Below are 25,898 nucleotides of genomic sequence, written 5' to 3'. Positions count from 1 at the left end.
CCGGACGAACGCATGCGGCATCCACGTATCGCGGCTTGCTGCGAGATCACGCTGCGGGGGCATTCTCCAGCGCGGGTCGTCGCGCAACGATGAGCACGTTGGAGAAGGGCGTGGAGCCCCACGCCGGCAGGACGTCGCAGTGGAAGCCGCGCGCTTCGAGGAGCGCGGTGATGCTCTGCGCGGGCCGGAAACGAACACGCTCGCCGCGGTTGAACCGCACGGCCGTGAAGATTTTTTCTTCGAGCAAGGTGGCGAAGCTGCGGACGCCTCGCTCGGTGTCGGCCTCGCGCACGAGCAGGCGGCCGCCGGGGTTCACGTGGTCGGCGGCGCAGCGGAGGATCGCGTCCTGCTCTTCGATCGTGAAGTAGTGGAGGAGGTCGATGAGGAGCACCGTGTCGGCCGGCGTGGCCTCGAAGCGGCGCGCGTCCTCGCGAGCAAACGTGGCCGCGGCGGGCCCGGCGCCCTCGGGCCGCGTGGCGGCGGCGCGACGCGCGGCCTCGATCTTGGCCTCGTCCCAGTCGAGGCCATGCGCGCGCGTGGCGCGGCCGAGGTCGAGGAGGAGGATCGGGAGCTGGCCGCGGCCGGTGCCGATGTCGAGCACGTCGCCGAGCGCGCCGTCGCGCGGGCCCTCGATGTCGGCGATGAGGCGCGCGACAGGGTCGAGCGAGAGCTTGATGCGAACGTAGTGGAAGAGGCTCTTGTCGGCAGCAGAAGGGCTCTCGGGCGAGGCGAAGCGCGAGGCGACGCGTTCGGCGGCGACGATCCAGGGAGGCGCGTTCGCGGGGAGGCGGTAGGGCGGGAGCGCGCCGGAGGCAGGGCGGATGGCGCGTTTCGCGAGGACAAACGCGACGGTGAGGGCGAAGCCCGCGGCGGCGAGGGCGAGGCCGACGAGGGGAGCGCCGACGAGCATGTAGCCGGCGAAGTCGACGAGGGTGCGGTAGCCGGCTTCGATCGGGGCATCGAGGCGGAGCCAGGCGCCGGTGCGGAGGCGCGCGCCGACCTGGATCTCCGCGGTGATGAGGAAGGGCGCGAAGAACGGGTTCGAGACGTTCGCCGCGGCGTACGCGAGCACGGCGTGCAGGCGGAGCCTCAGGCAGACGACGAGGACGAGGAGGAGGTGGAAGCCGAAGACGGGGAGCGAGCCGATGAACAGGCCGATGGCGACGGCGGCGCCGAGCCGCGCGGGAGAGAGGTCCTCGCCTTGGAGGTCACGGAAGGCGCGCCGGAGCTCCTCGCGCCAGAGGGAAAAGGTCGCCAAGTCTTCGGTGGGGGTTTGGGAGGTGTAGCTCGGCTTGTCCGAGCGAAACCCCCGAGCGTCAAGTTGGAGTTGATGCGCCCTCGCGAGAGCGTCGGGTCTGCTTGGCCGCGCGCGCGTTGCGCTGGGCCTCGACCAGGCGAAGGTACATCTTCGCGCTCTTGTTGTCCGGGTCGACCGAGAGCGCCGCGCGGAAACAAGTGATGGCCTGATCCGGGCTGCCGAGGGCGAGCATCGTGAGGCCGAGGAGGACGTGCGCCGGTGCGTACCGCGGGTTCGCCTCGATGGCCGCGGTGTAGTGCTCGCGGGCGAGGGCGTGGTTGCCCTGGTCGCGGTAGAGGTTGCCGAGGCGAGCCTGCAAATCGGGGAAACGCGGGCAGAGATCGACGGCGCGCCGCAGCTCCGCGATGGCGTCGCGCGGGCTGCCGGCGTCGAGGTAGGCCTGCGCCAGATCTGCGTGCATGTTGGCGATTTTGCCGCGGACGAAGGGGTCCGACGTGGTGCCCGTGTGCTCCGACTGGATGCGCCGATAGACCTCGCGCGCGGCCTCGTAGTCGCCGAGGTCGGCGTGGGTGACCGCGAGGTTCATGAGCGCCTCGGTGTAGGCAGGGTTGATGCGCGCGGCGTTCGCGAAGTGAAACCGCGCGCCCACGAGATCCGCGCGATCATGGAGGATCACGCCCAGCATGTCGTGCACGTCGGCGAGCTCGCCGTGGAGCGCGAGCGCTTCTCTCAGGGCGGGCTCGGCGCGGTCGTAATCCCGTCGTTGGTAGTGCTCGCGCGCGACGCGGAGCAGGTCCTTGAGGCGCTCATCCATGCCCCAAAGCTTACGTCGGCCAGGCCGACTCGGCGATGTACGACGGCAAAAAAGCCCACGTTTTCCAGTACTTCGACCGAGGCGGAAGCCTGGAGGTGCGCATGCACGCCGCTCTTGCCGCCTTCGTCTGCTCGGGGTACGTGCATGCCGTGGCGGACGTCCCGGAGCCGATCATCCCCGTCGAAGAGCGTAGAGGTCCGCAGGGGCCCGAGCTCGACGACATGAACGATCCGTCGCCCGAGCCGGGAGGGAGCGTCGCGGACGCTTCGAGGTCCAAACGTCCACGGCTCGTCGTGCCGCTGCGAAGGCGCGAAGCCGAGGGGCCGCCCGCCGCGCCACGAGGGCCGCTCTCGGGCCTCTCGGGCGGCGCAGGTCCGTCGCCGTCGTCCGGGCTCGAAGGCCCGTCGGCGAGGCCGCTGCCCCGCGCGCACGGAGGCGTGTACCTCACGCCGCGCATGACGGCGATCTTCGGCGGCCTGTTCGGGCTCGCGACGGTGACGTCGATCATCGCGCTCCTGATCCAGGTGGTGCCGCCGCGCAACGAGCGCGCGCTCATCGCAGGCGCCGGGCTCACGCAGGCCTCGACGCAGGAGAGCGCGAAAGGCGGGCCGAACGCGCAGCCGATGAAGCGCAAGCGCGAGCCGGTCCCGGGTCCGTGGCGGCTGTCGGAGCTCGCGAAGGATCCGTCGGTGCAGATCGTGTCGGGCACGATCGATCGCAAGAGCTTCGTGGAGGCGCTCGCGGAGAAGGACGTCCCGAAGGCCCAGACCTACCGGATCATGAAGGCCTTCGAGGGGACGCGGAAGTTCGACAAGTGCGGCCGCAAGGACAAGTTCTTCGCGGCGCTCGATCGCGCGACGAAGCGCGTGCGCGCCTTCGAGTACGAGGTCTCGTCGCTCGAGGTCTACCAGGCGCGCGAGGATCAAGGCGGCATTCTCGCCGGCACGCGGCTCGACATGAAGGTTGCCGAGGCCGAGGTCGTGGGCGCGTTCTACGTGAGCAAGGACGTCGTCGCGTCGTCTCTGGCCGGCGGTCTGGAGGACGGGATCCTCACGACGATCGACGACGCGCTCGGCGGTCGTATCTCGTCGGAGGCGTTCGAGGAAGGCTCCACGGTACGTGTGATCGCGGTGGAGGAGACGGCGCTCGGGATGTTCGCGCGATACAAGAAGATCGTCGCGCTCGAGTACAGGCCGGCCGATCCCGCGGAGAAGCCGATCCGCATCTACGCCTTCCACGGGCAGGAGGCGCGCGGCTACTGGGACGATCACGGCAAACAGCCCTACTCGGGCGGCTGGCGTTCGCCGCTCCCGGGCGCGCCGGTGACGTCGCACTTCAACCCGAAGCGGCTGCACCCGGTGCTGAAGAGGCCCATGCCGCACAACGGCACGGACCTCGGCGCGCCGACGGGGACGCCGGTGTACTCCGCCTACAAGGGCACGGTCGACTGGGTCGGGCCCGCGGGGCCGAGCGGGAACCTGGTGACGATCATGCACCCGAACGGCGTTCAGACGGGCTACGCGCACCTCTCGCGCTTCGCGGCCGGCATCAAGGTCGGCATGAAGCTCGGCGTGCACCAGCTCGTGGGGTACGTCGGTTCGACGGGCCGATCGACGGGCCCGCACCTGCACTTCAGCGCGAAGAAGGACGGCAAGTTCTTCGACGCCTTGACGCTGCAGATGGACGGCGAGCGCGTGCTGCCGCCGATCGATCGCGCCGCGTTCCTGGAGGCGAAGGCCGAGCTCGATCGGCGCCTCGACGCGATCCCGCTGCCGGAGCCGCCGCCCGAGAAGCCTGCGCCCGCGGCCGCCGCGCCAGGCGCGCCGCCGTCGCCCGCGGGGAGCGCCGCGCCTGCCGCGCCGGGCGTGCCGCCGTCGCAGCCTGCGGGGGAGCCGGCCGCGGCCCAGCCCGGCTTCGTCGAGGAGACGGGCGATGATGACGATGAAGGCGGCGGCCAGCCGATCCCCGCGCCGCTCTTGAACGGCCTGCCCATGGGACCGTCGTCGGCGACGCCGATCGGGTCTGCGGCGGGCAAGAAGCCTCCGGCACAGCCTGCGCCGGACGCGCCCCCGGACGATCCGGGCGAAGAGTCCGAGGCACATTGAGCGCGGCGGGGTTCGTTTGAGCCGCAACGAATCGTCGAAGCCGGTGCAGATCGCGCAGGCGGGCGACAGCGTGCTCGAAGTGGAGGAGCCCGATCTCGTGATCTACCGCCTCGGCGGGGTCGTCGAGGGGCACCAGCTCCGGACGTTGCGCGTGGCCGAAGGCCAGTGGAACGAGGGCAAGCGCTACTTGCTCGTACTGGTCGACATCTCGCGCCAGATGAGCTCGACCATGGACGCGCGCAAGGCGTCCACCGAGCCCGCGCTCGGGACGCACAACCGCGCGATCGCGATCTGCGGCGGCAACCACTACGTGCAGGTCCTCTCGGACCTCGCGGTGCGCGCGATGCGCTCGCTCACGCGCACCGAGGTGCAGGTGCGTTTCTTCCCGGACGAGGAGATCGGGCGAGCCTGGCTTCACGCGCAGCGCGCCGAGCTCGTGTCGAAGACGAGCTAAACGCGAAGGTCTTTCCTTGGGCGGGGAACGCTTCGAGACAAAACACCAAAACCCCCTGTCCTTCCCGTGAAGGGGGAGAGGGGGTTTTGGGGACCGAACGGGCAGCGATCAGCGCTTCGAGTACTGGAAGCGCTTGCGGGCGCCCGGCTGACCGTATTTCTTGCGCTCCTTCTTGCGCGCGTCGCGCGTCAAGAAGCCGGCGCGCTTCAGCGAGGCGCGGCGCTCGGGGTCGGCGAGGCAGAGGGCGCGCGCGATGCCGTGGCGCATCGCCTCGGCCTGCGCGCTGTGCCCGCCGCCGGACACCGTCGCTTGCACGTCGTACTGGTCGACGAGCTCGAGGAGCTCGAGCGACTGACGCATGATCATCTGGTTCGTCTCGCGCACGAAGTAGTCGTTCGCGCCACGAGCATTCACCGAGATCTTGCCGGAGCCCGGCGAGATCCACACGCGCGCGACGGCCGTCTTGCGCTTACCGGTAGCGTAGATGCGATTGTTCTCGGGCATGGATCGGTCTCAGTTCACGCAAGGGGCTGCGGCTTCTGCGCCGCATGGGGATGATCCGGTCCGGCGTACACCTTGAGCTTCGTGATGAGCTCGCGGCCGAGGACGTTCTTCGGGAGCATTCCCTTGACCGCCTTCACGATCGGCAGCTCGGGCTTGCGCTCGAGCAGGTGACCGTAGGCCTCGGTCCGGAAGCCACCCGGCTCACCGCTGTGCCGGACGTACTGCTTCTGCTCCAGCTTGCGTCCCGTGAGCGCCACCTTCTGGGCGTTCACGATGATCACGAAATCCCCCGTGTCGACGTGGGGCGTGAACGTGGGCTTGTTCTTGCCACGCAGAATGGTCGCGACTTGCGAGGCGAGGCGGCCGAGGGGCTTGCCCTCCGCGTCGATCACCCACCACTTACGATCTGCGAGCGCCTGCGCAGGCTTCGCGCTGTACGACTTGGGGACTGGATTCATCGCTCGGACTCCGAGGGACACCGGCTAGCTGAAAGGGTCGCAACTTCTACAGGCGGGGTGGCGGTCTGTCAAGGATCGACGAGGGCAAAACCGCATCGGATCGTTCGTGATCCACCCGTCCTCACACCCGGAAGGTGCGTAAAACCCGCCGCGTTGACGGCGACGCCACCCTTGGCCGACCTTGCCGGGACCCATGATTGCCTTCGAACCGACCGAAGACCAGCGGTTGATGCAGGACGCCGTGGCGGAATTCGCGAAAGCCACGCTTCTGCCCCGGACACGCGAGCTCGAACACGCGCGCGGCGTGTCCGAGGACATCCGCCGCACGGCACACGAGATGGGGCTCGGGCTCGTCTCGGTCCCCGAGGCCGCCGGCGGCCAGGGCCAAGGGCTCGTGACCACGGTGCTGATCGAGGAGGAGCTCGGCGCCGCCGACGCCGCCGCAGCGTTTGGCCTCGCAGGGCCAGGCGCGTTCGGTCGCGCGGTGATCGAGCTCGGCGGACCCGAGCGCGCCGCAGAGCTGCTCGCCGGCTTCGCAGAGGAAGGCGGCTGGGACCGGTTTGGCGCGGTCGCGTGGAGCGAGCCCGCGCCGTGTCGCACGCACGAAGGCTTCGCGACGAAGGCCGAGCGGACCGACGAGGGCTACCGGATCACGGGGAAGAAGGCGTTCGTGGGGAACGCCGCGCTCGCCGATCGGTTCGTCGTGTTCGCGCAGGTGGAGCCCGAGCGCGGCTGGGGCGGGATCGGCGCGTTCGTGGTGCGGCGGGACAACGCCGGGATCCGCGTCGGGGAGCGGCACAAGACGCTCGGGCTCGACGCGGCGAGCTTCGGTGAGGTCGTGCTGGAAGGCGCGGTCGTGCGCGACGCCGATCGGCTGCTCGGCGACGGAGGCGAGGAAGGTTTTACCCGCGCGGCGCTGCGTTTCTTCGTGAAGCACGCGCTCGTCGTGGCGGCGCGGGCAGTGGGGCTTTCGCGCTTCGCGTTCGAGCTCGCGCGCGAGCACTGCGATACGCGCGTCGCGTTTGGAAAGCCGATCGGCCACTTTCAGGCCGTCGCGTTCACGCTTGCGGATCGGGCGATGGACGTGGAGACGTCGCGCTGGCTCGTGTGGAAGGCGGCGGCGGCGTGGGACGCAGGTCAGTCCGAGCGGGACGCGTTGCTCGCGTCGGCGCGCGCGGCGGCGCACGCGTTCGAGGCGACGATGCGCACGGCCGACGACTGCGTGCAGCTCTTCGGCGGCTCGGGCTTCATCCGCGACCTCGTGGCCGAGAAGCTGATGCGCGACGCGAAGCAGCTCATGCTCGCCGCGCCGACGGCCGAGCAGCTCGATCAGCTCGCGAGCGCGATCGAGCTCGGGCAGAAGCTCGATCCCGCGCTCGTGCTGCCCACCCCCGACACCCAGGCGATCTTCACCTGACGGACCGAACGAGGAGCCGACGATGATCGAATTTGCTTTGAGCAAGAAGCAACACGAGCTGAAAGAGGCGCTCCAATCGCTCGGACGTCACGTGATCCGGCCGATGAGCCTCGACATGGATCGCACCAAGGAGGTGCCGGAGTCGTTCCTGCGCAACTTCATGATGATGTCGAGGGGCTTCCGCTCGGACGACATCGCGGAGTTCCAGGAGGGCGCGCCGCGCAAGGAGCGAGATCCGAGCAAGCCCTCCGAGGCGAACCGCACGGCGGTGATCGCGGCCGAGGAGCTCGCGTGGGCCGACGCGGCGATCCCGCTCAGCATGCCGGGGCCGGGGCTCGGCGCGCCGCCGGTGCGCGCGACGGGGACGCCGGAGCAGAAGAAGCGGTTCCTCGGGATGTTCCGCGACATGGATACGGGCCCGCTCAAGTGGGGCGCGTACGGGCTGACGGAGCCGGATGCGGGCAGCGACGTGGCGGGCATCCGCACGAGCTGTCGCAAGGACGGCGCGCACTGGGTGCTGAACGGGCGCAAGTGTTACATCACGAACGGCGGCCGCGCGGTGTGGACCGTCATCTTCGCGACCGTGGATCCTTCGCTCGGGCGCGCGGGGCATCGCGCGTTCGTGGTGGAGAAGGGGACGCCCGGGTTCGAGGTCGGCAAGATCGAGGACAAGATGGGGCTGCGCGCGAACGAGACGGCGGAGCTCGTGCTCGAGGATTGTCGCGTGCCCGAGGAGAACCTGCTCGGCGGCGAGGAGGCGTATCGATCGAAGGAGGGCTTCATGACGGCGATGAAGACCTTCGACAACACACGCCCGCTCGTCGCGGCGATGGCCGTGGGCATCGGGCGCGCGGCATACGAGTACGCGCGCGACTTCGTGAAGCAGAACTACGTGCTCGGGCGGCCAATCCCGAGGTACGCGGCGATCGCGGAGAAGCTCGCGAAGATCGGGCGACGTCTGGAGGCGGCGCGGCTGCTCGTGCATCGCGCGACGTACCTCGCGGACATGAACATCCCGAACGCGAAGGAGGCGAGCATGTCGAAGGCCGCGGCGGGGCAAGCCGCGACGCTCGCGTGTATCGATGCGATCGAGGTCTGCGGCGCGCACGGGACGCTCCAGGCGGAGCACGCGCTGCTCGAGAAGTGGTTCCGCGACATCAAGGTCTACGACATCTTCGAGGGCACCGGGAACATCCAGCGCGTGGTCATCTCGAAGCGGATCGTGTCGAACCTGAAGTCGTTTTGACGTCAAACGGAGCGGGGTCGACCGCGGGGGGCTCGATCCGGCTCAGCGCATCCGGGTGACGCGTCCGCCGCGGACCTCGTAGACGATGTCGGCGACCGAGACGAGGTGCGAACGATGCGCGACGACGATGCGCGTCGGCGCCAGGTTGGCGAGGACGGCCGCGATGCGCGTCTCGTTGTCGGCGTCGAGGTTCGCCGTGCCCTCGTCGAAGAGGATGATCTTCGGCTGGCGGTAGAGGGCGCGCGCGATGAGGATCCGCTGCCGCTGGCCCCCTGAGATCTGCGCGCCCATGTCCCCGACGAGCGTGCCGTACTCCATCGGCATCGCCTCGATCTCGTCGGCGATCGAGGCGTCGCGGGCCGCTGCGCGGACCCGGTCCATGTCGATCGTCGCGTCGAAGAAGGCGATGTTCTCGGCGATCGAGCCGGCGAGCAGCGTGTCGTCCTGCATGACGGTGCCGAAGCGCTCTCGCCAGCCGTGCCGGTGGACGTCGCGGATCGAGGCGTCGTCGAGGTGCACGTCGCCCTCGCTCGGCGTCTCGATGCCAAGGATGATCTTGATGAGCGTGGACTTCCCGCTCCCGGACGGACCCACGATCGCCACGCACGCGCCGGCCGGGACCTCCAGCGAGACGTCGTCGAGCACCAGCGGCTCCGTCGCCGCGTACCGGAAGCGGACGTTCTTCAGCGACAGCGCGCCCGCGCCGTCGACCGGCATGTCGCGTCCGCCCACGGGCTCCGCTTCGGCGAGCATGAGGTCGTCGAGCCGACGCAGGTGGACGCCGACGAGCTGCAGGGAGGACAGGTTCTCGGTGAGCGTCCCGAACCGCTCACGGAACACGCCGCGATACGCGAGGAAGCCGAAGAGGGTGCCGAGCGGCACGGGATCGGCGCCCACGCCGAGCACCCCGATGCCGAGGACGAGCACCCATTCGAGGGCCCCGATGGTGGACGCTGCCGATTCCACGCCGGTCTGCAGGCGGCTCAGGCGCATGTTGGCGTTGAGGACACGGACGAGGTCGTTCTCCCACAACGCGAACCGCTGGGCCTCGCGCCCCGCGAGCTTGATGGCTTGCACCGCGCGGATCGATTCGAGGAGGCGGGCGAGCTCTTTTCCTTCGGCGTGCAAGAGCTCGTCGGAGAGCTCGCGTTGCCGCGGCAGCGCTGCGAACCGCATCGTGGTCTCGATCGCGAGGCCGAGGATCACGATCGCAGCGAGCTTCGGGCTGAACCGGATCATCAGCGCGGCGGTCACCACGCTGACCGCGAGGTCGATGAGCAGGGGAATCGCCCGATCGGTGACGAAGCGCCGGATCGCGTCGACCGATCGGACGCGCGCGAGCACGTCGCCGAGGATCTGACGCTGGAAGAAGGACACCGGGAGCGAGAAGAGACGCCCGACGATGTGCGCGGAGACGCGGTGGACGAAGAGATTGCCGAACCGCGTGACCAGCACCCCGCGTGTCCACGACGCGCCTGCCTGCACCACGATCATCAAGGCAATGCCCGTGAGGATCGTCAGCATCGCTGGGTCCGATGTGCCGGCCGTGGGGTGACGGTCGATCAGGGACCGATATGCGAAAGGCAGGGAGACAATGGATGCCTGGAGCAGGACCGTGAGCCACAGGGCCCGAAGCGCGACCGAGCGCAGGTGCGGGTCGTCGATCCACGCCCGCCGGAAGCTCCGCGAGAGCGCGATGGGCTCGCGGGAGAACGCATCCGTGGGCGTGAGCTCGACCGCGATCCCGGTGAAGGAGGGCGATACCGCGTCGATTTTCATGCGCACGCGGCCCCGCGCAGGGTCCACGATCGACGCGACGTCGCCCGTGAGTTTCTCCAGGACCACGAAATGGTCCATGTTCCAGTGGAGAATGGCGGGCGTCTTCAGATCGCCGAGGCGGTGAAGGCCGATGCGCACGGGGCGCGCCGCGAGGCCGAGCGCCGCCGCGAGGCTCATCAGCATGCGCAGGCTGAGTCCACGCGGCGTGGTGGTGAGCTTCGCGCGAAGCGCCGCGAGGTCGGCCTCGAGCCCCCAGGAAGAGGCGACCATGGCGAGGCACGCGAGCCCGCATTCGCTGGGCTCTCCTTGCAGAATGATGGGGACGGCTCGCGCGGGGCGGGGGGGCGAGGCTTCGCTTTCGGCGACGCTGGCCATGGGCTCAGCGGGCTCCCCAATACAACGCGACGAGGCCGGCCGCCGCCAGCAACGTCAGGACGGCGAGAATCCCATGCTCGGCGGGCAGCCGGCCTTCCCACGGCTCGCCGGCGCCACGCGTGGCGTGCGCGGCCACCGCCTCCGGGCGGTAGAGTCGATGATTGTCCCGCCGGTTGCTCTTGCCGCCTTTTTCCTGGCTCTCGCTCGCCTTGCTTTCGCTCATTGTCGTGCTGCGGAATCGACCGCGTTGCACACGCCCCGCCAGAATCGCTGGCCGCTCTCCGTGAGGGTCTTGCTCTGGTCGAGGGCGGGCCGGTAATCCTCGTCGAACCAGCGCTGATGGACGTTGAATCGATCCTGCGAGGCAGCGTCGAGCCCGGTCGTCCGGCGGAGCGCGTGGTAGTAAACGATCATGTTCCCCACCGCGTGCGCCCCGGAGAGGACCCGCTCGATCGGCCGGTGCGCCCGCTTGATGGGAGAGTAGTACACTTCGTCGCTCCCTGTCTGCACGAACGGTGCGACCATCGAGTAGAGCAGCATGTGCTGGTGGGCGCACTCGTGGACGAGAAGCTCGCCGCAGAACGCCGCGTCGTCGGGCGTTTCGATCGCAATGAGCCCGGGATGATCGTAGGAGCTGCCGGATTGGGCCTCGTGACTTCCGCTCCGGTCGAGGAGCAAGCACCCCGCGGCCGTGCTCGCGACCCACGGCGCGAAGAGCGGCGCGCTCTCCAGCAAGAGCCGCCACGCGGCGCGAATGACGTCGATGCGCTCCTGCGGCGCGGCTACGGTCGCAGGCGGGGCGGGCGGGGGGGCCGCCATCCAGGGGAATCCCTCGACGGAATGGCGCAGCCCGCTGACCGTGACGTACCGCGGCGCGAGACCGCCGCTCGGAAAAACCCTCCACGGGCCGCCCGGCGCCTCGGCCGGGACGAGGTTTTTCTCCGCCGAGAGGACGTACGTCGCGTGGCCCAGGTCCGAATGAACGGTCGTCTTGTTTTCCCCCGCCGTGAGGCGACACGCCCCTTGAATGGGTTCGAGCCACCCGTCGAGGTAAAGCCATTGCGGCGTGTCGATATCGACCTCCACGACGCCCGACCCGCCCATGCCGCCGTGGAGCGCGGCGAGCTGGAGCGCGGCGAGCGCGGGCGCGTCGTTTCGCAGGGCGAGCAGGGCCAAACCCATCTCGGGGCGCCACGCGCTGCCTCGGCCCGGGGTGAACGCGACGAGGGCGCGGGCGGCCTCGTCCTTTCCGGCCCGCGTCAATACGTCCGCCACCCGGCGGCGCGTGGCATGGAGGCGACCTGCCGCGAGCGAACGCACGGCGCCGACGGCGTCGCCGTGGACGGGCGACGCGAAGATGTCCGCGTGGGAGGAGATGTCTGCCATGGGTTTGTCCGGCTCAGCGTGGAGGGGACGCCAGTTGCCCGTTTTCCGGGGCGACCCCCGGTTCGGGCGCGGGCGCAGGGTCGATCGCGGCGATCCTGCTCGTGATCTCGGAGAGGGGAATCCCGTTCCGGACGAGGAATGCGGCGATCTCGGCGTAGATGTCCTGCAGGCCCTTGCAATACAGCGACTTGTTGTCGAACCGGAGGGCCTTGGAGAAACGATTGATCGGTCGCCCGGCCTTGCAGATGTTCCACCATCCGCACGCCTTGCACCCTTCCGGTCGCCTCAGCGACGCCTCGGCCTGCTCGCGCCAGGCGTCCGACTCGACGAGGTCTTCGAGGCCATGGGTCTCGATATTGAGGCCCATGGAGGCGAAGCGCGGATCGACGACGCGCAGCGTATCCTCGGGGGCCAGGTCGCCGTTCGACGAGACGGAGATGATGTTTCGATAGTCGTCGCGATACGTTCGGAGCAGGTCCATGGCTTGCGAGCTCACCATCGCGGACAGGAGCTCCGAGAAGACGCGGATGTGGACCTTGGGGTTCTTGTCGCGCAGCCACGCGCGGCACGCCGAGAGCAAATATCGCTCGACGCCGCGGACGATCTCCTCGTTCACGCCCGAATCCCACGTGTAATCCGGGGTCAAAAAGCTCATGTCGTTCACGCCCAGCGTGTGGACGAAGTGACGGTACACGGCGCCGCCGTCGGCCCCGGGGTTGATCACCGCGAGGAGCCCAGGCGCGCTGATCCTTTTTTGTGCAGCGGCCTCCTGGAGCAGGCGTAGCCCCGCGACCGTGCGGTCATACGAGCCGCGGTCCTTGAGGTCGAGCCGGTGCTTGTCGTTCACGGCGGGTGGCCCGTCGAGCGATACACCCACGGAGATCTGATATTTCTCGAAGAGATCGATCCACTCGTCGCGGACGAGGACCCCGTTCGTTTGCAGGCCGAAGTCGAAGCGGAATCCGTCTTCGTGCTTGCGGAGCCTCTCGCACATGTCCGCGAATCGTGCGCGTGGCATCAGCAGCGGCTCGCCGCCGTGAAAGATGAGCGTCACCCGCTCGATGCCGTACTTCTTCGCCGCTCGCGCCGAGAACGCCCCGAGAGCGTCGACGACCTCGGGCGACACAAGCGGGGGATGCTTCTTCCAACTGTCGTCGCCGGCGAAAAAGAAATAACAATAGTCGCACTTGAGGTTGCAGCGCTCACTTACCTTGAATACGATGTTCAGATACTCGGCGGTTCGACGGATGTCCTGAAGCATCTCGCGCTGATTCCTTTCGTATCCAAGGCCCGCGTTCGAGCCACCGAGCGCGGCCTCCTTATAAAGAAGGAGGCCGCGCCCAGCGGACTCACTCCACGTGGTGGAGGTTTACTTCTGCTGCTGCTTGAACTGGACGTGCAGGCTGAAGCCGCCGCCCGTGACCTCGTCGATGTGGGCCTCGATGAGGTCCTCGGCACCTTCGAAGTCCATGCTGTCCTCGTCGGCGAGACGATCCTGGATCTGCTTCTCGATGTCGTTCATGGTTTTCTCCTGCTCGTGAATTACTCCGGTGAGGAGCAATACCCAGAATTATCAATCTCCGCGTCGTCCCACAAGAACATTCGTTGGCGCGTCGTCTTCGGAGAAGGCTTGGGGTGGGCGCGTGTTGTAGAATTCAATTTATGTTGCAACGGAATGCTCGGGGAAGCCTGCGACGATGCTGTTCCTGCGTTTTTTGTGCGGAGCGATGAAATTTCTGGGTGGCGTGAGACGAAGTCTCGTAGCATCGGCCCCTTCCGCGGGCGCGACCGCTACGGCCGGAAGAGGTTCCGTTCATGGATCCCCTGATCCAGATCGAGTCGATCACGAAGGTGTACTGGATGGGGCAGATCGAGGTGCACGCGCTCCGCAATGTCTCGCTCGAGATCGGGAAGGGCGAGATGGTCGCCATCATGGGCGCCTCCGGGTCGGGGAAGTCGACGATGCTCAACGTCATCGGGACCCTCGACCGGCCGACAGAGGGGCGATATCGTCTCGATGGAGAGGATGTGGGGGCGCTCGACGAGGTGGAGCTCGCGCACCTCCGAAACCGCAAGATCGGGTTCGTTTTTCAGTCGTTCAACCTCCTGCCCCGGGACAACGCCCTCCAGAACGTCGAGCTGCCGATGATCTATTCGGGTATCCGGCCATCGGAACGCCGAGAACGCGCGCGGCGCGCGCTCGTGCGCGTCGGCCTCGCCGAGCGTATCGATCATCTGCCGAACCAGCTCTCCGGCGGCCAGCAGCAACGCGTCGCCATTGCCCGCGCGATCGTCAATGAGCCCTTGCTCCTGCTCGCCGACGAGCCCACGGGGGCGCTCGACTCCGCCACGACGGTGCAGGTGATGGGCCTCTTTCGCGAGCTCCACGCCCAGGGAATGACCGTGGTCGTCGTGACGCACGACGAGGCCATCGCCGCTTATGCGGACCGGGTCATCACCTTCAAGGACGGGACCTTGCTCTCCGACGTGGCGAGGTCTGTCGAGGCCGACCCAGGGGCGGCCGCAGCCGCGCAGGGAGCCACGGCATGAGCGCGAAGCGGAAACGGCGGTGGCCGTGGCTCTTCGCGCTCGTCGTGATCGTCGCCCTCGGCGTCGTCATTTCGCAGCGGGGCGGCGCAGGAGCGGCCCCGCTCGACCCCGCGCTCGTCGTGACGGCGAAACGCTCGGAGTTGGTCCTGGAGGTGGTCGAGACCGGGAAGGTCGAGGCGCGCAACAAGGTCGAGCTCAAATCGAAGGTCCCTGGCCAGGTGGCCGAGGTCCTCGTGGACGAAGGCGCGCAGGTGAAAAAGGGAGACCTGCTCGTCGTCCTCGATCCGACGGACTATCAACGCGAGCTCGCCCGCGCCGAAGCCGAGCTCGCGAACGCGCAGGCGTCCGTTGCTTATGCCAAACTCGTCCTCGGCCGGAAAACCGCGGGTGTCGAGGGGTCCGTCGTCCCCGCGCACGAGCTCGATGCGGCCCGGCACGACCTGGCCACGAAGGACATCTCCGTGCGGCAGGCGCGCGTCGCGGTGGACATCGCCCGGGATCGCCTTCGATACACGAAGATCGTCGCGCCGATGGCCGGCACGGTGATCCAGCGCGGAATCGAGCCGGGGGAGGTCGTGACGCCCGGCGTGCAGGCCACCTTCAATGGCGAGGCGCTGCTCGTCGTGGCCGACCTCTCGACGCTGGTCGTCAAAATCGAGGTCAATCAGATCGACGTGGCGAAGATTCAACTCGGGCAGGCCGCGACCCTGACGCTCGACGCGCTCCCCGGGAAAACCTACGAGGCGCGCGTGACGAAGATCGCGCCGGCGTCGACGCGCCCGCAGGGCAGGGACGTGGACGTGTTCCCGATCGAGGCCGAGCTCACGGCGGCCGACGCGCAGATCAAGCCGGGGATGTCCGCCGACGTGCGGATTCGTCTCGACGTACGCCGCGACGTCCTCACGCTGCCGATCGAGGCGGTCCGGGAGAGCGGCGGCAAGGCGCGCGTCACGCGCGTCCACGATGGCCCCGAGGGCCGACAAACGACGGAGGAGGTCGAGGTCGTCCTCGGCGCGCGCACCGATCGCGAGGTCGAGGTGGTGCGCGGGATCGAGGAGGGGAACCGCGTCCTGCTCGAGCCGGGGTCTGCCGCCGCCAACGAGACGCAGATGTGATGTGGACGAGTCACCTCGTGATCGCCGCCAAGGCGCTCGTGGCGCACAAGCTCCGCTCGCTCCTGACGGTCACGAGCATCATGATCGGCGCGTTCGCCATCGTCCTCATGTCGTCGCTCGCCGAGAGCGGGCTCCAGACGCTCAGCCGCGGCATCGAGGAGATCGGCGGCGCTCGGCTGCTCCTCTTCGTGCCCAAGGTGCCGGAGCGCGCCGCGCGCAAGCAGGGCATGTACACGCTCGGCTTCGAACTGCGCGACAAGGCGCGGTACTTCGATCAGGTCCCGCATGTCGTCGAGACGGCGATGTACGCGTCGCTGGGCACGAAGGACATCCTCTCGTCGAAAGGGAAACAGGAGCGCACGTCCCTCGTCGCCAGCGACGAGAGCTTCTTCGCGGCATACGGGATGCGCATCGGTCGAGGCCGCGCGTTCACCGAGGAGGAGAACAAACGCCACGCGCGGGTCTGCGTCGTCGGCCACAAGCTCGCGGAAAAACTCTGGGATGGTGATCCGCTCGGGCAAAACGTCACCATCGGCGTGTTGCGGTGCCGGGTCGTCGGCGTCCTCGCGAACAACGAGCGCTTCGGCGTCGGGTTCGGGTTCGATTGGGTCGACCTGCTCATCGCGCCGCTCGAGACCGTGGCGGAGCTTTTGCCGCGCACGCGATTCGAAACGACGGTCGTCGCGAAGACCGACGACGCGACGCAGAACGACGCGGTCAAGCGCATCGTCAACGCGCGCCTCGTCGCGCGCCATCGCGGCGTCGACGATTTCACGATCTACGACTTCAGCTCGATCATGGGGAAGTTCGAGATGATCTTCCTGATCATGGAGGCCGTCGTCGGCCTGATCGCCGGCGTCGCGCTCCTGATCGGCGGGATCGGCGTGATGAACATGATGCTCGTCAGCGTCTCGGAGCGCGTGCGCGAGATCGGGATCCGCAAGGCCCTCGGCGCGACGCCGCGCGATATCGGCGCGCAGTTCCTCGTCGAGGCCATGCTCCTCTCCGGCTTCGGCGGTCTGCTCGGCACGGCCGCAGGCGCGCTCGTCGCGCTGGTCGCGGCCCCGCTGGTCGCGTCGGCCATCCCGACCTGGGTCGGCTCCGTCTCGACGGGAGCGGCCACGGCCGCGCTGCTCGTTTCGCTCGGCCTGGGCGTGGGTTTTGGCTGGTTGCCGGCGCGTCGCGCGGGTGGCCTCGATCCTGTCGTGGCGATGCGTCGATGAGGTTCCTCGATCTGCTCCGGTCCGTGCGGTTCGTCGTCGGCGGGCGGCTGCGCGCCCTGCTCACGCTGCTCGGCGTGATGATCGGATCGGGCTCCATCGTGGTCCTCGCCTCGCTCCTTCGAAGCGGCGAAGCCGCGCTGCTGCGCGCCAGCCAGGAGGCCACCGAGAGCGACCTCGTCCAGGTGCGCCGCGAAGAGGCCAACGCGCGAGACCGCAAGCGCACGCGGCGTGAACTGTCGCGTGACGATGCCCGCGCGCTCCGCGCGTCCGGCGGCATCCGCGGCTTTGATGCGCAGAGCGAGTCGACGAAGCGAACGGAGGCACACGCGAGCGACAAGAAGACGAGCATCACGCTCGTCAGCGCCACGCCGGCCGCGCGCTCGCTCTATCGCCTCGAACTTGCGCGAGGTCGTTTCTTCGTCGACGCGGACCTCGAACGTCGCGCGAGGGTTTGCATCCTGGGCCATGAGGTCTGGCAGAAGCTCTTCGGCGATCGGGGCTTCGCGGGGTTCGAAGCCGACGAACTCCCTCGGATCCTCGTCGAGGGGCACACGTGGACGGTGATCGGCGTGCTCGTGAATCGTCCGATCTTCGGCTCGACGGACAGCACCGACATCTGGAACCGGAAGGTGCTCGTCCCCGAGACGACCTACGACGCGATCCTCTCGCCGAACCACGCGGTGAACCGCATCTACGTGCGACGAACGGACACGGCCGAGGTGACGACGCCGCTCTCCACGCTGCGGAGCATCGTCTCGTCGACGCTCCTGCGCAGGCACCTCGGCGTGAAGAACTTCAAGATCGAGGACGACGAGAGCAGCAGTCAGGATCGGCTCATCCTGAGCGTCGTGGAGCTCTTGCTCCTGAGCACGAGCCTCATGGCTCTGCTCGTCGGCGGCATCAACATCATGAACATCATGCTCGTGACCGTGACGGAGCGGACGCGCGAGATCGGCATCCGCCGCGCCGTCGGCGCGCCACGCCGCGCCATCCTGGCCCAGTTCCTCCTCGAAGCCGCGGCCGTCTCCTCCATCGGCGGCGCGTTCGGCGTGCTCGGCGGCGTCGGCATCTCGTGGCTCTTGGCCCAGGTGATGACGCAGGTGGTGGGCCGCTGGGATCACCACGTCGAGCCGTGGTCCATCGGCCTCGGTCTTGGCCTCGCGCTCGTGACGGGCGTGATCTTCGGCTTCTACCCAGCCTGGCGTGCTGCGCGGCTCGATCCCATCGAGGCGCTCCGCATCGAGTAGGTGCGGCGTGCGTCCGGACGCATCATCGAGCGCGTTATCGTTCTTGGCGGAGAGGGCGGGATTCGAACCCGCGGTACGTTGCCGTACACACGATTTCCAGTCGTGCACCTTCGACCACTCGGTCACCTCTCCAAGCGCACTCGCGACAACGCGCCGGTAGCTAGGAGCCATCGGCGCGCGTCACGTTTACGCTGGTCTGTGCGGAGAGAGCGGGATTCGAACCCGCGGTACCCGTGAGGGTACACCTGATTTCGAATCAGGCACCTTCGGCCTCTCGGTCACCTCTCCGCGGGCGAAGATGGCAAAAGGCGGCCGCCTGGTCAAGCGTCGTCCGTCCTTGCCAACGAAGAAATATCCAGCGTATGGCTCGGGCCATGCCCCCGCTCGCCCCGAAGGCCCGGAAGGCCCGCGCGTTTGGCGCAGCCGCGCTCCTCGTATCCCTCCTCGGAGCCGAGGAGGCGCGTGCCCAGGCCGCCCCGACGGCCCAGCCGAGGAAGCCCCGACAGACCGCGCTCGACCTCTCGGCGTCGGTCGGCGGCGGCGTTCGCCTCGGCGACGCGCCCCTCTTCCCGGTCACGCAGCGCGGCGGGACCCTGTTCGGCCTCGGGCTCACCTACCTCCTGCACCCCCTCTCGATCGGGCTCACGTACGAGCACGTGGGCCTCGGCCGCGAGGACAGCGGCGTCGTGCCCTTCGGCGCCGTGCGCATCGCGCGCTCGACCGACACCGCGTGGGCCTCGGTCCGCGTGCGTTTTTCCGGCCTCGAGCCCATCGTGCCGTTCCTCGGCGTGGGCCTCGGCGCCGTTTGGCAAAGCGCGCACGCCGACGGCGTCTTCCTCGTCGATGGAGGGCTCCGCGGCGGACAGCCCTTCTCCTGCTCCGCGACGGACAGCCTGAACCTCGGCCTGCGCGCCGCCGTGGGCGTCGAGGTGCCGATCGGAAAAAAGGTCTCGTTCACCGGCGAAGGATCCCTCGACGCCTACCGCCTTTCGAGCGAGGTCATCGAGGGCTGCGCGCCCGGCGCCGGGACGACGAACGCGCTCCTCTTCCGCGTGGGCTTGCTCTACCGCTTCGATCTCAGCGAGGGCCGCGACAAGCCGCTGCCGCCGACGAGCGCTCGTTACGTGCGGTAGTTCGGCGCTTCTTCCGTGATGATCACGTCGTGCACGTGGCTCTCGCGGAGCCCTTGCGACGTGATGCGCACGAAGCGCGCCTTCTGCCGCAGCTCGGCCACCGTCGAGCAGCCCGTGTAGCCCATGCCCGAGCGCAGGCCGCCGACGAGCTGGAACAGGATCGAGCCGAGCGACCCGCGGTACGGCACGCGGCCCTCGATGCCCTCGGGCACGAGCTTCTCGTCCGCCGCGCCGCCCTGACCGTAGCGATCCTTCGAGCCCTTGCGCATCGCGCCGAGCGAGCCCATGCCGCGGTACACCTTGTAGCTGCGGCCCTGGTAGAGCACGAGGTCGCCGGGCGACTCGTCCGTGCCCGCGAAGAGCGAGCCGACCATCACGCTCCACGCGCCCGCGGCGAGCGCCTTCGTCACGTCGCCCGAGTACTTGATGCCGCCGTCGGCGATGATCGGGATGCCGTGCCGATCGGCCACACGCGCGCAGTCGGAGACGGCCGTGATCTGCGGGACGCCGACGCCCGCGACGATACGCGTCGTGCAGATGCTGCCCGGCCCGATGCCGACCTTCACCGCGTCTGCGCCCGCGTCGACGAGCGCCTCGACCGCCTCGGGCGTGGCCACGTTCCCGCCGACCACGTCGATGTGCGGGAAGCGGTTTTTCACGCGCTTCACGGTGTCCAGCACGCCACGCGAGTGCCCGTGCGCCGTGTCCACGACGAGCACGTCGACGTTCGCGGCCGCGAGCGCCTCGGCGCGCTCGTCCGCGTCCGGCCCCGGGCCGAGCGCGGCGCCGACGCGCAGACGGCCGGCCTCGTCCTTCAGCGCGTCCGGGTTTCGATCGGCCTGCAGGAGGTCCTTGATCGTGATGAGACCGATAAGCTTGCCGTTCTCCACGACGAGCAGCTTCTCGATGCGGTGCGCGTGGAGCAGCTCCTTCGCGCGGTCGTTCGAGACGCCCGGCGGCACCGTCACGAGCTCGCGGGTCATCAGCGCGCTGACGGGCTGATCGAGGTTCTTTTCGAAGCGGATGTCGCGCGCCGTCAGGATGCCGACGGGCTTTCCGCCTTCGACGACGGGCACGCCGCTGATGTCGTGCTCGTTCATCACGCCGAGCGCGTCGCGCAGCGACTCGTCGGGGCGCACGGTCACGGGCGAGGTGATCATGCCGCTCTCGGCGCGCTTCACGCGCTCGACCTCGCGCGCCTGCTGCGCGATCGTGAGGTTCTTGTGGACGATGCCGATGCCGCCGGCGCGCGCCATGGCGATGGCGGTGCGTCCCTCGGTGACCGAGTCCATCGCCGCGCTGACGAGCGGAATGTTCAGCGGGATGCGCCGGCTGAAACGCGCCCGCACGTCCACCTGGTTCGGCAGCACTTCGCTATAGGCCGGGACCAGGAGCACGTCGTCGAAGGTCAGGCATTCGCGGAGCTTGTCGTCGAGCATCAGCTACCTCGGGGGTTTGGGGGCGTAGCTCGCTTGCCGAGCGGAGCCCCCAAGCGTCGAGCGGAGGGGGGCGGGTCTAGCGCGTGCCCGCCGCGAACGCCACGGATCCGGGGCATCGGTGTGTCGGTGCCCACGGCATAGTCGTAAATATTTGTAACAATTACGTAAATTTGGCGGCTCAGCGCGCCTGTTTTCCGCGCGTCGGGCGGCCGTTCGCGCGAGAAGGCGAGCGGCGCGGCGCGGCTATTGAAAGCGGAAGACTGCACGCTTAGAAGGAAGATCCCTTGGCGGAACCGGATGCGGGGCTGCTCGCCCCCGGCAAGATCTTCCACGGCCATTACGAGGTCGTGCGTTGCGTCAGCACCGGCGCCATGGGCGCGGTCTACGAGGTCATCGACCAGAAGACGCTCCGCCGCCGCGCCCTCAAGGTGATGCTGCCCGGCCTCGTCGGCAGCCCCGAGATGCGCGAGCGCTTCAAGCTCGAAGCCACGGTCACCGCCGACATCGTCAGCGAGCACATCGTCGAGACGTTCGACGCCGACGTCGACGCCGCGACCGGCGCGCCCTTCCTCGTGATGGAGCTTTTGCGCGGCGACGACCTCGCGAACGTGCTCGGCGACCGGGGGAAACTCTCGCCGCCCGAGATCGTCCTCGTGCTCTCGCAGGCCGCGCGCGCGCTCGACAAGACGCACGCCGCGGGCATCGTGCATCGCGATCTCAAGCCCGAGAACATCTTCATCACGTACCGCGACGACGGCACGCCCCGCATCAAGCTGCTCGATTTCGGCATCGCGAAGGTGCTCGCCTCCGGCCAGCACGCCGGCATGAAGCAGCAGACGATCAACCTCGGCACACCGCCGTACATGTCGCCCGAGCAGATCCTCGGCGAAGGCACGATCGATCATCGCGCCGACCTCTACGCGCTCGCCCACATCGCCTATGCGCTGCTCGTCGGCGAACCGTACTGGCTCGAAGACAGCCGCAAGCTCGAGTCGCTCTACACGCTGCTCTTGCACATCGTGGAGGGCGCGAAGGAGCCGGCCTCGGTGCGCGCGCGCCGCTACGGCGTCGAGCTGCCGCAAGCCTTCGATGCCTGGTTCACCCGCGCGACCTGGCCCAAGCCGGACGGGCGGTTCGTGAAGGCCACGGACCTCGTCCTCTCCCTCGCGCAGGTGCTCGGCATCCCGCTCGACGCGCGGCCGATGACCTCGTCTGGAGACTGGGATCTCACGGCGACCTCGGTCCGCAAGCTCGCGGGTGGGCTCTACCGTCCGCCCACGCCCGGCGCGCCTTCGTCGAACCCCGGCATGCCCGCGCCCGTGCCGCCGCTCCCGCCCGCGCCCGCGCTCCGGTCGCCGGGCGCCGCGCCGTACGGACCGTACTCGAACGCGGCGATGGCGACCCCGGCCGCGCAGCCCGCGAAGAAGTCGAACCGCAAGACGATCGGGGCCGTGCTGCTCCTCGCGTTTGTCGTGGGCATCGGCGTCGCGGCGATCGTCCTTCGCTTCTCCGGCCCGGCCGACGCGACGGCCACCACGCCGGCCGCAGGGGGCGTCACGCCGACCGTCGTCGCGGCGGCCCCCGAGGTCCGCGCGCCTTCGAGCGCCGCGGCGCCCGAGGCGCTTCCCGCGGCGACGACCGCAACGCCGGCGCCCTCGTCCGCAAGCGCCACTACGCCGGCGGCCGCGACGACGGGCAAGGCAGCAAGCCCGACGACCACGACGACGAACCCCGCGACCAAGCGCACGACGAAGAAGCAAACGGGGTATGATCCGCTCCGTGAGCTTTGAGCCACGCGATCCCGCTGCGCTGTCGTGCACAGACGTCGCTCGCTCCCCGCGGAAAACCCGCTCGGCGGGCGCTCGACGTGCGCGCGTCGGATCCGTGCTCCTCGCGTGCCTCGGAGCGTCGTTCGTCGCGGCGCCGCCGCGCGCCGCGCAGGCGCAGAGCGCGTCGGTCCCCGATCCTGCGGCCGCCGCGCTCTTTCAGGCGGGCCGGGATCTGCTCGATCGCGGCAACTGGAAGGAGGGCTGCGCCAAGTTCGAGGCGAGCATGATCCTCTACCCCGCGGCGAGCACCCTGCTCAACATCGCGCGATGTTACGAGCATGAAGGAAAGCTCGCGCTCGCGTGGTCGGCCTACCAGCGCGCGATCGTCCTGAACCGCGAGACACAAGGGGAGGAGCGCAAGCGCGCGCTCGAGGACGTGGCGCAGAAGGGGCTCGCGAAGATCGAGCCGCGCCTGCCGCGCATCAAGATCGCCATCAACGGCAGCGCGCCCCCGGGGCTGCGCGTCACGCACAACGGCAAGGACGTGCCCATCGCGCTGCTCGGCACGGTCATCCCCGTGGATCCAGGCCAGCAGTCGATCAGCGCCGACGCACCAGGTTACGAGCCGTTCACGCAGACCGTGGAGGTCGCCGAGGGCAAGGTCCTCGACGTCGTGATCGCGCTGCGCACCGACGAAGAGGCCGCGGGAGGCCGGCGCATCCCGATCTGGGCATGGGCGGCCGGGGGCGCCGGCGTCGCGCTGCTCGCGGGCGCGGCCGCGTTCCGGATCGATCAGGCCTACATCGAGGGCAAGCAGTCGGGCATCTGCGACGGCGACGTCCAGAAGAACTGCCCGCCGCTCGCGTTTTACGACCCCGCGCCCGACAACACGCGCAAGAACCGCAGCAACGCCCTCTTCATCGGGCTCGGCATCGGGGGCGTCGCGGCGCTCTCGGCGGCGGTCGTCGGGTTCGTCACGGCGCCGAAGACGGGCGCGTCGCGCACGGCGAAGCTCACGACGTGGCCGTGGGTCGGCCCGGATGGCGCGGGCGCGGGGATCGGAGGTCGTTTCTGATGGACCGCACGGATCGCAGAGCTCTCCTCGCGCTGGCCCTCGGGCTTGCGGCGATCGGCGCGCCAGGGTGCGCGGCCGAGGACGCCCAGCCGGGGACCCGGGTCCCCAACACCACGACCGGCGGCGGCGGGCGCGAGGGCGGAGATCTCGTCTGGCAGAAGAGCTTCGGCCAAACGGGCATCGACTCGCACCAGGTCGTGCGCGACATGGCCGTCCTGCGCGACGAGGGGCACCTGTTCGCCGTGGTGGACTTCGACAACCAGATCGAGATCCCGAACGTCATGGGGGCGCCGTTCACGACCGCGGGCGTCGTGGACACGGCCCTCGTGAAGATGTCCGCTGTCGAGGGCGACGCGCTCTGGGGCAAGCAGCTCGGCAACACCTACAACCAGATCCGGTCGACGGTGGCGGTCGACAAGGTCGGCAGCGTCGTGCTCGCGGGCGGGTGGGAGGGCCCGCTCGTCGTCGACGAGAAGTCGGCCGCCGAGCTCGGCGGCGGCCTCGACGTGTTCGCCATGAAGCTCGATACGAGCGGCGTGGCCCAGTGGATCTACCGTGCCGGCGACGTCGACGTGCAGTTCGCGACCGACGTCGCCCTCGATCCGGAGGGAAACGTGATCGTGGTCGGCGTGGTGAAGGGGACCGTCGACTTCGGCGACGGCGTCCCGAGCGCGCCGGACCCCGGCACGGACATCTTCGTCGTCAAGCTCGACCCCGCGGGCAAGCACCTCTGGCACCAGCGCGTCGGCAGGGCGGCGAGCGACGACCCGAACAACCCGAGCGCGTCGGTCGAGGTCATGCCGAGCGGCGACATCGTCGTCGCGGGCAACCTGACCGAGACGCTCACGTTCTCGGGCTGCACGCTCCCGCAGTACGGCGGCTCCGACGCGTTCGTCGTGCGGCTCGCGCCGGACGGCTCCTGCGTGTTTGGAAAGACCTTCGGCCTGGCCGAGGATCAGCGCGCGTACGGCCTCGCGATCAGCCCGTCGAACGAGATCCTCGTGACGGGCGAGTTCGCGGGCACGTTCGACCTCGGCGGGAACGCCACGCTGAAGAGCCGGGGCGGCACCGACCTCTACGTGCTCGCGCTCGACGCCGCGGGCAAGCACCTCTGGAGCCGCCGCTTCGGCTCGTACGGCAACCAGACCGGCCGATCGATCGCGGTCGCGCCGAGCGGCGAGATCGTGGTCGGCGGCGAGTTCCGTGGCGTGCTCGAGTTCTACGGCGAGGACGCGGTCACCAACGTCCAGAGCGGCGGATCGCCGAGCGACGTGTTCGTCCTGAAGCTCGACGCGGCAGGGCAGGTCTTGTGGGGGAAGGGCTTTGGCGCTGAAGACTGGCAGGGCGCGACCACCGTCGGCTTCGACAACAAGGATCGGGTCCTCGTCGGCGGCTGGTTCGAGCGCTCGCTGTCGCTGTCCGCGGATGAGGTGCTGACGAACAGCGGCACGAGCGGCAACGACGGCTTCGTCTTCGCGCTCTCGCCCTGACGCGGGCTAACCGCGCTTCGCGGCGACGCGGATCTTCCCGGCCGGCCCGTCATCGAGCCTGCCCACGATCGCCCGCGCCGGCGTGCCGCGTGCTTCGAGCTCCCGGACGAGCGCGTCCACGCGGGCCGGCTCCACCGCGATGAGCAGCCCGCCCGAGGTCTGCGCGTCGGAGAGCACGAGCTCGGCGGGTTTGTCGATCCCGTCCTCGTAGCTCACGTGATCCTTCAGGAAGCGCCAGTTCGCGTGTGTCCCGCCGGGCGCGATGCCTTCCTTCACGTAGGCCCACGCCTCCTCCACGACGGGCACCGCGTCGAGCCACACCGTCGCGCCGCATCCGCTCGCGGCCACCACGTTCCGCAGGTGCCCGAGCAGCCCGAAGCCCGTCACGTCCGTCGCCGCGTGCACGCCTACGGCCGTCATCGCCTCGCAGGCCCCGCGGTTCAGCGTCGACATGAGCTGGATCGCCTTCCCGATCGCGCCGCGCGTGTCCTTGTTCTGCTTCGCGGCCGTCGTCAGGATCCCGATCCCGAGCGGCTTCGTCAGCACGAGCAGATCGCCCGGACGACCTCCCGCGTTCGACACCACGCGATCCGGATGCACCACGCCCGTCACGGCGAGCCCGTAGATCGGCTCGTCCGTCTTGATCGTGTGACCTCCGACGAGATCGATCCCCGCCTCGCGCGCCTTCTCGGCGCCGCCGCGCAGGATCTCCGCGAGGATCGAGGCGTCGAGGGTTTCGTCGGGGAAGCCCACGAGGTTCAGCGCCGTCAGCGGCTTGCCGCCCATCGCGTACACGTCGCTGAGCGCGTTCGTCGCGGCGACCGCGCCGAAGTCGTACGGATCATCGACGACGGGCGTGAAGAAGTCCGTCGTCAGCACGAGCGCCGTGTCGGCGGAGAGCCGGTAGACGGCCGCGTCGTCGGCGGTGCTCGTCCCGATCATCACGTTCGGATCGGTGATCGGCGGCAGACCTCGGAGGAGCGGGAAGAGATACCCGGGCGGATGTTTCGCCGCGCAGCCGGCGCGCTTGGCGACCTGGGTGAGCCGTACGGTCATGGTTG

23 protein-coding genes and 2 tRNA genes are annotated in these 25,898 nt (G+C 69.1%); 12 read left to right on the top strand and 13 right to left on the bottom strand.

What is annotated here, in order from left to right; genetic code table 11:
- Positions 1-46 precede the first annotated feature (46 nt).
- Together E8A74_RS03195 and E8A74_RS03190 are read right to left on the bottom strand one after the other, a co-directional pair.
- Positions 47-1,258, bottom strand: a complete 1,212-nt coding sequence (locus E8A74_RS03195; RefSeq protein WP_136927404.1) for a DUF2062 domain-containing protein — start codon at positions 1,256-1,258, stop codon at positions 47-49.
- A gap of 58 nt (positions 1,259-1,316) precedes the next feature.
- Positions 1,317-2,072 (bottom strand): tetratricopeptide repeat protein, encoded by a 756-nt coding sequence (locus E8A74_RS03190; protein WP_136927403.1) that lies wholly within the window; start codon positions 2,070-2,072, stop codon positions 1,317-1,319.
- A gap of 101 nt (positions 2,073-2,173) precedes the next feature.
- Here E8A74_RS03190 and E8A74_RS03185 point away from each other — a divergent pair, with 101 nt between their 5' ends.
- The gene (locus E8A74_RS03185; RefSeq protein ID WP_232379349.1) at positions 2,174-4,177 is read left to right on the top strand and encodes a M23 family metallopeptidase; all 2,004 of its coding nucleotides are present in this window, start codon (positions 2,174-2,176) and stop codon (positions 4,175-4,177) included.
- A gap of 16 nt (positions 4,178-4,193) precedes the next feature.
- Positions 4,194-4,631, top strand: coding sequence for a hypothetical protein (locus tag E8A74_RS03180; protein ID WP_136927401.1), 438 nt, complete (start codon positions 4,194-4,196; stop codon positions 4,629-4,631).
- A 108-nt stretch (positions 4,632-4,739) separates the two neighbouring features.
- Here E8A74_RS03180 and rpsI read toward each other — a convergent pair whose 3' ends face one another.
- Together rpsI and rplM are read right to left on the bottom strand one after the other, a co-directional pair.
- Positions 4,740-5,135, bottom strand: coding sequence for a 30S ribosomal protein S9 (gene rpsI, locus E8A74_RS03175; protein ID WP_136927400.1), 396 nt, complete (start codon positions 5,133-5,135; stop codon positions 4,740-4,742).
- A 14-nt stretch (positions 5,136-5,149) separates the two neighbouring features.
- On the bottom strand, positions 5,150-5,593 hold the full coding sequence (gene rplM, locus E8A74_RS03170; RefSeq protein WP_136927399.1) for a 50S ribosomal protein L13: 444 nt from the start codon (positions 5,591-5,593) through the stop codon (positions 5,150-5,152).
- Positions 5,594-5,786: 193 nt separating this feature from the next.
- On the opposite strand from rplM, the gene E8A74_RS03165 reads away from it, so the two are divergent.
- Entirely contained in the window at positions 5,787-7,010 is a 1,224-nt protein-coding gene (locus E8A74_RS03165) for an acyl-CoA dehydrogenase family protein (protein ID WP_136927398.1), read from the top strand.
- 22 nt (positions 7,011-7,032) lie between these two features.
- Positions 7,033-8,256 carry an acyl-CoA dehydrogenase family protein gene (locus tag E8A74_RS03160; protein ID WP_136927397.1) on the top strand — a complete coding sequence of 408 codons (1,224 nt, stop codon included), beginning with the start codon at positions 7,033-7,035 and terminating at the stop codon, positions 8,254-8,256.
- A gap of 42 nt (positions 8,257-8,298) precedes the next feature.
- Here E8A74_RS03160 and E8A74_RS03155 read toward each other — a convergent pair whose 3' ends face one another.
- From E8A74_RS03155 to E8A74_RS51810, 5 genes are all read right to left on the bottom strand, one after another.
- Complete coding sequence (locus tag E8A74_RS03155; RefSeq protein WP_136927396.1) at positions 8,299-10,410, bottom strand: peptidase domain-containing ABC transporter; 2,112 nt, start codon at positions 10,408-10,410, stop codon at positions 8,299-8,301.
- Between the two features lie 4 nt (positions 10,411-10,414).
- Complete coding sequence (locus E8A74_RS03150; RefSeq protein ID WP_136927395.1) at positions 10,415-10,633, bottom strand: hypothetical protein; 219 nt, start codon at positions 10,631-10,633, stop codon at positions 10,415-10,417.
- A complete protein-coding gene (locus E8A74_RS03145; protein ID WP_136927394.1) occupies positions 10,630-11,796 on the bottom strand; it encodes an aKG-HExxH-type peptide beta-hydroxylase in 1,167 nt (388 codons plus the stop codon). Before E8A74_RS03145 ends, E8A74_RS03150 begins: the two co-directional genes overlap by 4 nt.
- Positions 11,797-11,809: 13 nt before the next feature.
- Positions 11,810-13,057: a radical SAM protein gene (locus E8A74_RS03140; protein ID WP_136927393.1), complete on the bottom strand. Its 1,248-nt coding sequence runs from the start codon at positions 13,055-13,057 to the stop codon at positions 11,810-11,812.
- Positions 13,058-13,165: 108 nt separating this feature from the next.
- Complete coding sequence (locus tag E8A74_RS51810; protein ID WP_170228813.1) at positions 13,166-13,318, bottom strand: hypothetical protein; 153 nt, start codon at positions 13,316-13,318, stop codon at positions 13,166-13,168.
- Positions 13,319-13,611: 293 nt separating this feature from the next.
- Between E8A74_RS51810 and E8A74_RS03135 the strand changes: the two genes are divergently transcribed.
- Genes E8A74_RS03135 through E8A74_RS03120 form a run of 4 tightly spaced genes read left to right on the top strand, consistent with a single transcriptional unit; the run spans position 13,612 to position 17,931 of the window.
- Positions 13,612-14,346, top strand: a complete 735-nt coding sequence (locus E8A74_RS03135; RefSeq protein WP_136927392.1) for an ABC transporter ATP-binding protein — start codon at positions 13,612-13,614, stop codon at positions 14,344-14,346.
- Complete coding sequence (locus tag E8A74_RS03130; protein ID WP_136927391.1) at positions 14,343-15,461, top strand: efflux RND transporter periplasmic adaptor subunit; 1,119 nt, start codon at positions 14,343-14,345, stop codon at positions 15,459-15,461. Before E8A74_RS03135 ends, E8A74_RS03130 begins: the two co-directional genes overlap by 4 nt.
- Positions 15,461-16,684, top strand: coding sequence for an ABC transporter permease (locus E8A74_RS03125; protein ID WP_232379347.1), 1,224 nt, complete (start codon positions 15,461-15,463; stop codon positions 16,682-16,684). Before E8A74_RS03130 ends, E8A74_RS03125 begins: the two co-directional genes overlap by 1 nt.
- Positions 16,681-17,931, top strand: a complete 1,251-nt coding sequence (locus E8A74_RS03120; protein ID WP_232379346.1) for an ABC transporter permease — start codon at positions 16,681-16,683, stop codon at positions 17,929-17,931. The genes E8A74_RS03125 and E8A74_RS03120 overlap by 4 nt, the downstream gene beginning before the upstream one ends.
- Before the next feature lie 44 nt (positions 17,932-17,975).
- Here E8A74_RS03120 and E8A74_RS03115 read toward each other — a convergent pair.
- Together E8A74_RS03115 and E8A74_RS03110 are read right to left on the bottom strand one after the other, a co-directional pair.
- A tRNA-Ser gene (locus E8A74_RS03115) sits at positions 17,976-18,063 on the bottom strand.
- Positions 18,064-18,132: 69 nt separating this feature from the next.
- Positions 18,133-18,219: transfer RNA gene (locus E8A74_RS03110), tRNA-Ser, on the bottom strand.
- Positions 18,220-18,305: 86 nt separating this feature from the next.
- On the opposite strand from E8A74_RS03110, the gene E8A74_RS03105 reads away from it, so the two are divergent.
- Complete coding sequence (locus E8A74_RS03105) at positions 18,306-19,064, top strand: hypothetical protein (RefSeq protein WP_136927389.1); 759 nt, start codon at positions 18,306-18,308, stop codon at positions 19,062-19,064.
- On the opposite strand, the gene guaB is transcribed toward E8A74_RS03105, so the two are convergent.
- The gene (gene guaB / locus E8A74_RS03100) at positions 19,052-20,503 is read right to left on the bottom strand and encodes an IMP dehydrogenase (protein WP_136927388.1); all 1,452 of its coding nucleotides are present in this window, start codon (positions 20,501-20,503) and stop codon (positions 19,052-19,054) included. The genes E8A74_RS03105 and guaB overlap by 13 nt on opposite strands.
- 284 nt (positions 20,504-20,787) lie before the next feature.
- On the opposite strand from guaB, the gene E8A74_RS03095 reads away from it, so the two are divergent.
- The 3 genes from E8A74_RS03095 (at position 20,788) to E8A74_RS03085 (ending at position 24,837) form a co-directional block, all read left to right on the top strand.
- Positions 20,788-22,293: a serine/threonine protein kinase gene (locus E8A74_RS03095; RefSeq protein ID WP_136927387.1), complete on the top strand. Its 1,506-nt coding sequence runs from the start codon at positions 20,788-20,790 to the stop codon at positions 22,291-22,293.
- A gap of 94 nt (positions 22,294-22,387) precedes the next feature.
- Positions 22,388-23,347, top strand: a complete 960-nt coding sequence (locus E8A74_RS03090; protein WP_170228812.1) for a PEGA domain-containing protein — start codon at positions 22,388-22,390, stop codon at positions 23,345-23,347.
- On the top strand, positions 23,347-24,837 hold the full coding sequence (locus tag E8A74_RS03085) for an NHL repeat-containing protein (RefSeq protein ID WP_136927385.1): 1,491 nt from the start codon (positions 23,347-23,349) through the stop codon (positions 24,835-24,837). Before E8A74_RS03090 ends, E8A74_RS03085 begins: the two co-directional genes overlap by 1 nt.
- A 6-nt stretch (positions 24,838-24,843) precedes the next feature.
- Here the strand turns inward: E8A74_RS03085 and selD are convergent, their stop codons facing one another.
- Positions 24,844-25,893, bottom strand: coding sequence for a selenide, water dikinase SelD (gene selD, locus E8A74_RS03080; protein ID WP_136927384.1), 1,050 nt, complete (start codon positions 25,891-25,893; stop codon positions 24,844-24,846).
- Between the last annotated feature and the right edge of the window lie 5 nt (positions 25,894-25,898).

The sequence above is a fragment of the Polyangium fumosum genome, assembly GCF_005144585.1.
Lineage (GTDB): Bacteria > Myxococcota_A > Polyangia > Polyangiales > Polyangiaceae > Polyangium > Polyangium fumosum.
Note: the sequence above shows the minus strand (reverse complement) of the source record. Positions and strands in the feature narration are given on the sequence as shown.